General features: G+C 67.6%; 4 protein-coding genes and 1 pseudogene. 1 reads left to right on the top strand and 4 read right to left on the bottom strand.

Annotation, left to right across the window (positions count from 1 at the left end; translation table 11 throughout):
- Positions 1-231: 231 nt before the first annotated feature.
- Positions 232-645: a hypothetical protein gene (locus N2041_RS13920; RefSeq protein WP_297679179.1), complete on the bottom strand. Its 414-nt coding sequence runs from the start codon at positions 643-645 to the stop codon at positions 232-234.
- Positions 646-794: 149 nt separating this feature from the next.
- On the opposite strand from N2041_RS13920, the gene N2041_RS13915 reads away from it, so the two are divergent.
- Positions 795-1,109, top strand: coding sequence for a hypothetical protein (locus tag N2041_RS13915; protein WP_297679178.1), 315 nt, complete (start codon positions 795-797; stop codon positions 1,107-1,109).
- Here the strand turns inward: N2041_RS13915 and N2041_RS13910 are convergent.
- From N2041_RS13910 to N2041_RS13900, 3 genes and pseudogenes are all read right to left on the bottom strand, one after another.
- Positions 1,032-5,135: a hypothetical protein gene (locus tag N2041_RS13910; protein ID WP_297679177.1), complete on the bottom strand. Its 4,104-nt coding sequence runs from the start codon at positions 5,133-5,135 to the stop codon at positions 1,032-1,034. The genes N2041_RS13915 and N2041_RS13910 overlap by 78 nt on opposite strands.
- Positions 5,136-5,269: 134 nt before the next feature.
- Entirely contained in the window at positions 5,270-8,662 is a 3,393-nt protein-coding gene (locus N2041_RS13905; RefSeq protein WP_297679176.1) for a DUF499 domain-containing protein, read from the bottom strand.
- Between the two features lie 26 nt (positions 8,663-8,688).
- Positions 8,689-9,684: pseudogene (locus N2041_RS13900) on the bottom strand (hypothetical protein); the annotation flags it as partial.

Below are 9,684 nucleotides of genomic sequence, written 5' to 3'. Positions count from 1 at the left end.
ATGACGTGGGGCTGGCTCGCGCAGACGTTCCGCAGCTGGCGCATCGTCGGCGTCCGCGCCTCCGGCGACGCCGCCCGCCAGGAAGTCGTCGTGACGCTCGTCCGCCGGGGAGGGGGACGCGAATGATGACCTGCCTCGACTGCGGCCGGCTCTGCGAAGGCAGCTACTGCGCCCTCCACGCCCGCGCCGCAAGACGGTGAACGGGGCGTAGGGGGCCGGGTGACACGACGCTCAGCGGCGGCTCACTGGCCGGAGGCGGAACACGATGGCCGTCCGGGGTCGGCCGTCCCTACCCGGGACTCCTTCGCGGAACTCGTGGCCGGCGTACTCCATCTCGCCGATGTAGCGATACCAGCGAGGCCGAGTCCACTCAAAGAGATGCAGCTGTTTCCCCTCCCGGCGGTGGTCAACCAGTGCACGGTTGCCGCCGATGATCCGGTCAGCTCCCGACCGCGACTCGGCGTAGTAAAGGTACTCTCCCCGCTCGGCATCCCATCCGTCACGGTAGCCGAAGGCCTCACCGCCCTGGCTCATGAATAACAACACCGCGCGTGCCTTCGACGGCGTCGAGATACCGGGACGCTCCTGCCCGCCGAAGAGCCGGTGGATATCAGGACGGTAATACTCCTCACCGGGAATGAACATGCCGGGAATGTAGCCAGGCGTGACCTCCGCTGCAATCACCGGCTTGGCCCGATTATCCCATCACCTGTTTTCACACCTGGTCCGTTCCTGCGGCCCGTAAAGCCCGCTGGCCTGTGTGCCCATCACCCCGCAGCGGGGGAGGTGTGCGCATGGGCCTGCTTCTTTTCGGCGAAGTGCGCGGCATCGACTCGGCGAAGCGCCGCGTCCAGGCCGTCATCAGCACCGCCGACGTCGCCCGCGACGGCGCCGTCATCGAACCCCGCGGCTGGCGCTTCGAGCACTACGACCGGAACCCTGTCGTCCTCTGGAACCACGACACCGCCCAGCTCCCCATCGCCCGGGCCGTCCCCGGCGAGCGGATGGTGACGGAGCGCGAAGCCCGCGCGCTATGTGCGGGCGCGCAGGTAGTACGCGCGGGAAACCAGGACCAGCTCGCCCGCGCGGAGCATCTCGAGCAGCTCTGAGCCTGTGTACAGCCTCGGACCTGGCACGAGCAACCCGTGACCGGCAGGGTCAGCTTCTATCGCATGCCAGGCGTCCGCACTCATCGCCACGCCCGGGTACTGGAAGCCATGATCATCCACATATATCGACAGCTCACTGCTTCTGCCCGCATCGTGGAAATTCCATCCATGCTGGCCATCCCCCTTCGCAATGAAGCTTCCATCCTCCCTGGCAAATCCTTCACCGCCATCTGCTTCTTCGAACCCCTGGCTGAGTGCGTACTCCTTGATGATACTAGATGTTGACTTTCGGGAAGACCTTCCCGACTCAACGAAATCTGTTTTTCCTCCAACTTCCGCGAGATTTTCTAAGCGATCTATCCGCGCACTAGCGGTTTTCATAGCCGCAACAATCTCTACGGAACCTTCGACCTCGCTTTCCGCAAATCCATCTAGCTGATCTTTATTGGTCTTTTCCAGAACATTCCGATCACTGGAGTCCGTCTCCGCCTCAAGATCGAAAACAGCTTGAAAATATTCTTGAATAAAATCCGAAGAACGGAGCACACAAAATGTGATCGCGTCTTTGAGCTCTTTGAGCCCGAATGGCGCACCCAGCTCTTCAGCGATGCTTCCGCAGGAGCGCACATCGCCGCCACGGAGCAGGAACCGGGGGGCGCGCCCGCGCTCCCAGACGCACGGCGCGGAACGTCCTCTGCCCACCTGCTGACCGTCGAGGAAAGGCGCGACTTCGAGGTCGACGTGTTGCCCGAGCTGGACCCACGACGTCCGGGCGAGTTCGTGCGCCAGCGCGCGCACCCGCTCCTGTTCGGCAGGCTCCGGCAGCCGAACCCGAGCAACGCAATCCGCCAGTGCTGACACCCAGATCGGCTGGGGCCCGCCGGCGGGCAGCCGGTGCCCGGTCAGCGGGAGGTAGGTGAGTTCCTCATCGATGCGGCGCAAGCCGCCGAAGGCCTCGTGAGTGACCTGGGCTTCCGAGAGCATGGAAAAGTCCGCGGTCTTGGCCGCGACCTCGGGGTAGAGCGCGAGCTTCTCCCCTGAGGCGTAGTGGAACCACGAAATCGGTGTCCATCTGCCGTCCAGCGAGAGCCAGTGCCCGCACGCTCGCCAGACGTCGGCAGGCATCTGCGCAATCGACCGGCGAACCCGCTCAAGGCTCGTCCCTTCGAGCACACCGTCCGAGGGGAGACCGCGCAACCAGTCAAGCACAGCCTCCAGCGTGGGCCGTTGGGGCACTCCGAGCAGGCTCCAGAGCGGGGAGGCACGGACGGCTGCGTGGATTGGCGCCAGGGCCGTACTCCCGGGGAGCGCTTCGTCAGCATCGAGGAAGACTTCTGACGCCTTTGCCCAGCTTCGCTCGGCCGTCGCAATGAGCGCCTCCTGGTGAAACGCCTGCCGAACCGCCTCCAGCTGGGCAGCCTCGTCGATGGCGATTGCCCGGGCGAGTGCATCGTACCAGCGCTTCAGCTCCCCAAGGAGCGGCTCCGGGCTCGGCGCTTTGGCGAGCGCCCGCACGCGGCTGAGCAACCCGGAGACATCGCCGACGCGCTCTCGCACGCCGAGGAGACGCAGGAGCGGCCGATACTCTTCCCGGTCGTAGTGCTCGTGGACGAACGGCTCCACGCCCGCGAAGGCAATGGTCTGCTCATTTCGCATCAGCAGTTCAGCGGGAATCCTCGGGCGACCTTCGGTGTCCGGGAGGCACGGCAGTTCCGCGAGCCTCCGAATCCACTTCGCCGGATACTGACCAATCGCAACCGACCGCTCGGCGCCATTGGATGCTCGCTCAGTGACGCGAATGAACATCTTCTGAGATATTCGACTCCAGTTGCGAAGACAAATACTGAGAAGTACAAGAGATTTCCATATATCTTCTTCCATCGACTCCAAACTTCTGCTATAGAAGTCTGTGTCGAAGATGCTAATCGTACTAAAACTGCGATAAAAATCGTGACCAACTTCAATTCTTCTTTCCTTGCAGAATCTCAAGAAAGATCGTTTGTCGTACCATTCCACGAAATCATGCCACGGCGGAAGCGTTACGAAGCGCGATCTTTGCTTCGCAATCCAGGACTTGAGTCGTTCTGTTTGTCTACCTTCTATGTTTGCCCAGTATTCATCTGACAAAGAATTTTTCGACACGAAATCTTCCGTCATAAACTGAGGCAAATCTTCATCAAAAGGAAAGAGGACCGTGTCAGGCCCTGCGAACGAACCGCCCGAGGTGACGAACAGGAAGTTCCCGGGCATCGCCACATCGTGACGCGCCAGTACGCGCGCCCACTGGATGAGGAGATGCCGGCTCGAGCTGGCGACATCGCGCTGCATCGACCACGCCCGGTTGGCGAGGTCCGACAGGGAAGCGGCGAGCGAGAGGTTGCACCAGCCGCAGAGCTCCTTCAGCCGTGACTTCATGCGCTCGTCGTCCAGCTCGTCGACGAACTCGAGCCACTGTGGATCGAGCGGGAGCAGCGCATCGCCGATCAATTCGGCCAGGTCCGGCGGCAGGCTCCCCTCCTTGATGTTGACGACCCGTTCACCAGCGACGAGCGTCCGGCGTTGCGCGACGGGCCAAATCGCCAGGCGCTGCAACTCACCGGGCGGTACGTATGGGCTGGCGCGATGCTCGTAAAGGGCATCATGCAGCCGGGCCAGCCGCTCGAAGGATGCGGGCCTGGGGACGGAGGGTCGGACAGAGACCGCATGCCACAAGTCCGAGAGCGTGGCAACCTTGAGCGACGCCCACTTCTCGAGCGCCGACAGCGCACCCCGCGACACCTGCGATGCCACGATGTCGCGCCACTGGCCAGGGAACACCCGTCGGAGGTCTTCGAGGTCGTCCCAAACCCTCAGTGCGACGGCCGGCGGAGCCAGGACCTCGTCTCCGGCCAGGACCTCGCCCCGAGATGCGAGTACCATCGGCACGCCGCCCAGCCCGGCCTTCATCGCCGTGAGCACCAGGTCGGACGGTGCATCATCCTCCGCCGCAGTCAGGGACGGGAGCAGTCCGTAGGCCTGTGCCCGCTCAGCGAGCGACAGCGAAGCATCCCCCAGCCAGCCCAGGAGCGAAGCAGCGGCGAGCCGGCCCGCCTCCTGCAGGAGCCAGCGGTTGAGCGGCGAAACCGCTACATCCTTGATTCCAAAACGACCGGGGTCCTGGAGGAACGGTGCGTTGACGGAGAAGGGCAATCGAAGCTGCGCTCCGGTCGGCAGGACCACGTACGCCCGCTGAGGATCCGGGAGCCCAAGGACAACCTGGACCGAGATGGCGGGCGGCTCGAACCCGGGGTCGTGGCGCTCCTTCCGCACTTCGTCGAGCGCTTCCGGGGGCATTTCGGCCAGGGTCGATTCGAAGCGAACGACCTCCGCCGTCTGCCGCGCCTCGAGCCTCAGCCGCCGCGAGCCAGGCACCGGGCCGCGCCCGAGGTCGGCGCACGCCACCCGGACGCCGTCGAAATCGATCTCGCGCAGGTTCCGGAAAAACAGGATCGATGCAGGCGCTTCCCGCCACCGGTGCAGGCTTTGGAGAACCGCCGCCGCGCGCTGCTCGTCAGCCAGTCGGACGGTCACGCGGACCGTCATCCCGGGACCGGGCGGGGCTGCGTCCGGGTCCCACTGCGGCAGCGTGAATCGCTCGGCATCGAACCGGACGCGAAGCGTCGGCGTCGCCAGCCAGACCGACGGCCCAAGGCTGAAGGTAGTCTTGAAGCCCATTCCCCGGAAACCGATCGTGTGCAGATGGCGCTTGTTCGACAGCCCAAAACCACATATCGAGGCGAAATCCGACTCGGTGAAGTCCCTTCCGTCATGCTCGAACCAGAAGACTCCATCATCCAGCGTGACCCGGACGCGGGTCGCCCCGGCGTCCTCAGCGTTCTGGAGCAGTTCGGAGATAACGTGGGCCGGGCTTTGTACCTGCTGGAACAGTTGATGCCATGGCCCGGCAAGACCGGGATCGCCTTCGAGCTGGGTCCAGCGTTCCCCTTGTCGTCGCTGCTGGGCTTCAAAGTAGTTAGGCGGCCGCACTGCTCATCCCACGCTGTCCTTGATTCGGGCGTTTTGTACCGGCTTCCCCTCCGGTCTGCAACGCGAAGGAACCCATCGCTCCATTGCGCAAGCAATTGGCGAGCCCGAACGATTACGACGACTTAGTGGCCCCCTCACTCCTCTTCGAAGGCCCAGGACTGGAACTTCAGGGCGGCGGCGTTCTCGCTCACCACGCGCCGCACCTCGGGGCTGAACCCCTCCTTCGATTCCGCCTGGACGAGCAGGATGACCTCCACCTCGGCGTCGGGGACGTCCGCGAGATGCTGGATGATTTCATCGGCGACCTGCGCGGCAGAGCCCGCGACCCGCAGGGGGTTCAGCTTCACCTGACCGTGGAACCGGCGCGGCTCCTGCCTCGCTGGGCCTCCGCCTCCTGGGCCGCCGGAACCTCCCGGCCCCCCGCCCGGCCCATTCCCCGGCCCATGGGGCCCGGGATCACCTGGCTTCGCTTTCGCTTCCTGGTGTTTCGCAGCGACCTCCTTTCGCACGATGACGGCGCTCGCATCGATGTTGACGGCCGCGGGACGCGAGCCGAACGCGAGCCCGAGGTACTTGCCGTCGGCGAAGCCATCGGCGTAGCCGAAGTAGTCCTCCGCCGCCGCGCCGGCCTGGACGGTCCGCTGCAGCACCTGCCGGTTGAGCAGCCGCGGGAAATAGGTGTACCGGGCGAGGTTTTCTTCCCAGAGCTGTTTGATGCCGATGTGCTGCATCCCCTGCGGCCAGAACCAGCGCTCGAGCTCCTGCGTGAGGAACACGGGTGACCACGATTCGAGCAGGAGTTCGTCCGCCTGGAGCGCGGCCATGACTTTTTTCGCCAGCGAGCCGGTGCCGCCGAGCTTGCCGGCGGTGTCGATGGCGCGCATCTGCTCGGGCTCGACGGTCCAGGTCCCGTCACGCTGTACGGCCTGGCTGTGCGGCACGATGACCCACCGGTAGCCGCTCTCCAGCAGCGCCGCGATGGCGGCGGCCGCCCGGTCGCGGCCGTCGGCCGCCTGCTGCACCTGGGTGTCGTCCAGGTTGAGCTGCTTCCGTTCGTCGTAGATCGATTTCCAGGCGATGAACGACTTGGCAGCCTCGACGAGGGGGGCGTGGGTTTCGGCATCGAGCGCGGCGAAGACGACCATGTTCCGCGCCAGCCGGGGCTGGCTCCCCCGGTTCTGCAGCAGCTCCCGCGCCCACGTCATGGCCGGCGAATCCGATTCGCCGGCGCGGTGCGGGAGCCGCGGCGCGATGACGACGAGCCGGACTTCGGCCTCATCGGGCACGTCGCCGCTGGAGGCGGGGGCGACGTGCTTCGCGGCGAACCCGGCCCGGTCCGCATCATCGCGCAGCCGGGCTTCGAGCAGGGCGTGGGCATCGTCGTCGCTGATCCGGCTGAGGCGGTCGGCCACGGCCTTGTTCAGGTTGGGGCGCACTTCGAACCAGTACCGGCTCCCGCTCGTATGGAGGAACTGGAGCCGCTCGCTCAGGCGGGCGAGCACGTCGTTGTAGGTGGCCACCGGCTCGCCCGGGCGGGCGGCGCCGAGCCGGATGCGGACGTCCTCGAGCCCCGGCGCCGCCTTGCCGGGGACGCTCCCGAGCAGGATCGTCCGGGCGGTGGCGCGCGCGGCGAGCACCTTCCCGAAGCGCGGATTCGCGAGGTCGATCTGCATCGCCTCCGACGATGGCCCCTCGACGTCCGCATCGATGACCGACTGGAAGGCCGGCGGCAGATAGCGCATCAGCTCTTCGCGTACGACCGGCAGATCGAGCCGGAGCGTGGCCGGCATGATGAGCGCCGAGGGGTCGTTATCGCGCCACATCGCCTGCACGGCCCCCGCCAGCAGGCGCAGCACGCCGCGGGTCGACTGGAAGTGCGGAATGGCGCCGTTCCAGTCCTGGTAGAGCCGGTCGAACAGCTCCGGGTGGAAGGGGTAGGCCGCCCGCATCCGCTGCTCGTACTCCCGCTCCTGCGTCTCCCGCGGGAAATCGGCCGGGTGTTCCCGGTAGTACTTCGTGAAGGCGGCGACGACCATGTCGCGCGCGTCGGGGTCCACGCGCTCGAACAGCCGCCGCCGGACGACTTCGAACGATTCCATCGGCTGGACCGGCTGCCACGCGGTTTCGATGCGGCCGAAGGTCTGCTGGATGCGCTGGAGCACCTGCTGGCCCTGCACGCCCCCGATCTCCATATCGGATTCGGGGATGGAGGCGGCGATGATGACGTTCGGCGTCGCCTTCGCGATCTCGGTGAGGGAGTGGATGAAGCTGAGGAGCGATTCGAGCGTGCCGCCGGGCACCCGCTTGCCCGCGCCGGTCGGCAGGTTGCGGCCGTAGGCGACGAGCTCATCGATGAGGACGATGCAGGGCGCCGTCATCTCGAGCACTTTGCGGATCTCGTCGGCGGGGGCGACGCCGGTTTCGTCGGCGGTCTGCACGAGCTTGTAGGCGTTCCAGCCGCCGAGCTGCCACGCCATGTGGCCCCAGAGCGTCTTCAGGCTGATGCCGAGCGACTTCAGCTCCGGGTCGTCGTCGAAGGGCGCGGTGGCGGAGATCTTGGTGCCGACGAGGACGGCGACGTTCGCCTTCGGGATTTTGACCCCGAGCTCCTGGCTCAGCTCCTTCAGGACGGGCACGTCGCTGACGATCTCGGCGCCGGATTTGGCCATGTGGTAGAGGGCGAGCATGGTGTGCGTCTTGCCGCCGCCGAAGCCCGTCTTCAGCTGGATGACCGGGTCGCCGCCCTGCCCGGTGAGGCGGCGGAGCGCCGTCCGGAGGAAGTCGCGCAGGCCGGCGGTCACGTAGGTGCGGTCGAAGAACTCGCGCGGGTCGGTGTACTCCTTCCCGACCTCCGGGTTGTTCCGGTAGACCTCGTGGAGGTCCGCGGCGAACTGGCCCTGGGTGAGGCGCCCGGCGCGGACGTCCTCCCGCGGGACGACGAGCTCGCGCCAGGGGCGCAGGCCCGGGTCGGCGAAGGCCGCCGGCGGGCCGGCGGGCGGGGGCGCGGGGGGCGGCTCGGTCTTCCCGCCGGAGGGCGGCTCCGGGTCGGGGACGGGGGGCGGCGGCGGAGGCGTCGGCGCGGACGCCTCGTTCAGCGCGCGCACGGCCGCGGCGGCGGAGCGGTCGATGGACTCGAGGAGGAGCGCGGCCGTATCGATGGCGCGGCGCACGGCGGCCTCGGAAAGGCCTTTGGCCTGCATGTGGGCGAAGTCGTTCCGGAACTGGCGCAGCTCCTCGGCGTAGGAGCGGGCCGCCGCGGGCATGCGGCTCCGGAACACGGTGTCCCAGTTCCGGATGATGAGGGAGAGGAGGTCGGCGAGGTCGAGCCTCGCGAGGGCGCCGGGCCCCTTCGGGGGCGTCGGCGGCAGCTGCTGCCGGGTGATCGGCGAGACGAAGGGGAGGACGTAGTTCGTCCACCAGCCGGCGCCGGCCTGCTTCAGTGTGCGCTCGACGAAGGGGGCGAGCGTTTCGGTCAGCAGCCGGATCATCGTCGCGGCGCGGGCGGCGGGGTCGCTGGGCTGGGTCATCGCTGGTGCTCCTGCATGGGGATGGGTCAGATGAGGCGGGCCTGGCTGCCGCGGGCGGCCTCGGCGGCCCGTTGCTGCACCTCGTGCCACGAGGCGTTGAGGGCGTTGAAGCGGAGGGCGTCCTGGGTGCGCTTGCGGCTTTCGGCGATGGTGTAGAGCCAGGCGGCGAGCTCGCGCGCGCGGGCGCTGGGGCCTTCGCCGAGGGCGGCGGCCAGCTCGCCGGCGGCGGCTTCGCCCTCCCGCTCGAGGGTGACGGCGAGGCGGAGGCAGGCCTCCCAGGTGCTGCCGCCGAAGGGGCGGTCATCCAGCGCGGCGGCACCCGCGGGGAATTCGGTGGGGCGGCGGAGCCGCGCCCGGCCGCGGCCGGCCTCCAGCAGGCCCTTCCGCTCGAGGGCATCGACCGCCACGGCCTGGGCGCGGGCGAGCACCGTCGCCTGGTCGTACTCCGCTTCGCCGAAGCCGAACTGGTCGTAGAAGTCGAGGCAGAAGCGCGTCTCGGGGTCGAACGAGCTCGTCCGCTCCGTGCGGTAGGCGGCGATGGCGGCGTTGATGTCCTGCAGGGCTTCGCGGACGGTGACGGGCTTGCCATCCTGCCGGAGGACGTCGCCGAAGCGGGAGTAGACGGCCATGCCGGGGCCGATGGAGGCCTGGGCCAGGTCGACCGGGGCCACCTGCCCGGAGATCATGACGGGGAGGGCGGCGCGGACGGCGGCGGCGAGCTCCTGGAGGAACTGCGCGCGGGTGGCGCGGGGCGCATCCGCGGGGCGCGGCCGGCAGGCGAGCACGATGCTCGAGGCGAGGGCGTTCACGTCCATGGCGTTCGACCGGGCGGAGCGCTCAGTACGCATGGGCCAGGTGGCGGTGACGGCGAAGCCGGCGCGGATGGCGGCCTCGAGGAAGGTCTCCCAGCCGGTGCTGGCGGCGGCGCCGTCGCCTTTCGTCTCGGCCTGCTTGTAGGCGTAGTAGATGGTGACGGGGAAGGCGGGGTGGGCCTGCGCGGCGAGGTTGCGGAGGGCACGCTC

The organism is Tepidiforma sp., assembly GCF_026419595.1.
GTDB lineage: Bacteria > Chloroflexota > Dehalococcoidia > Tepidiformales > Tepidiformaceae > Tepidiforma.
This window is presented reverse-complemented; position numbering and strand designations above follow the sequence as displayed.

What these genes read in the sequence shown, in the direction of transcription:
- N2041_RS13905 (WP_297679176.1), bottom strand. Translation starts at nt 8,662, where the DNA reads ATGACCCAGCCCAGCGACCCCGCCGCCCGCGCCGCGACGATGATCCGG.
- N2041_RS13915 (WP_297679178.1), top strand. Translation starts at nt 795, where the DNA reads ATGGGCCTGCTTCTTTTCGGCGAAGTGCGCGGCATCGACTCGGCGAAG.
- N2041_RS13920 (WP_297679179.1), bottom strand. Translation starts at nt 645, where the DNA reads ATGTTCATTCCCGGTGAGGAGTATTACCGTCCTGATATCCACCGGCTC.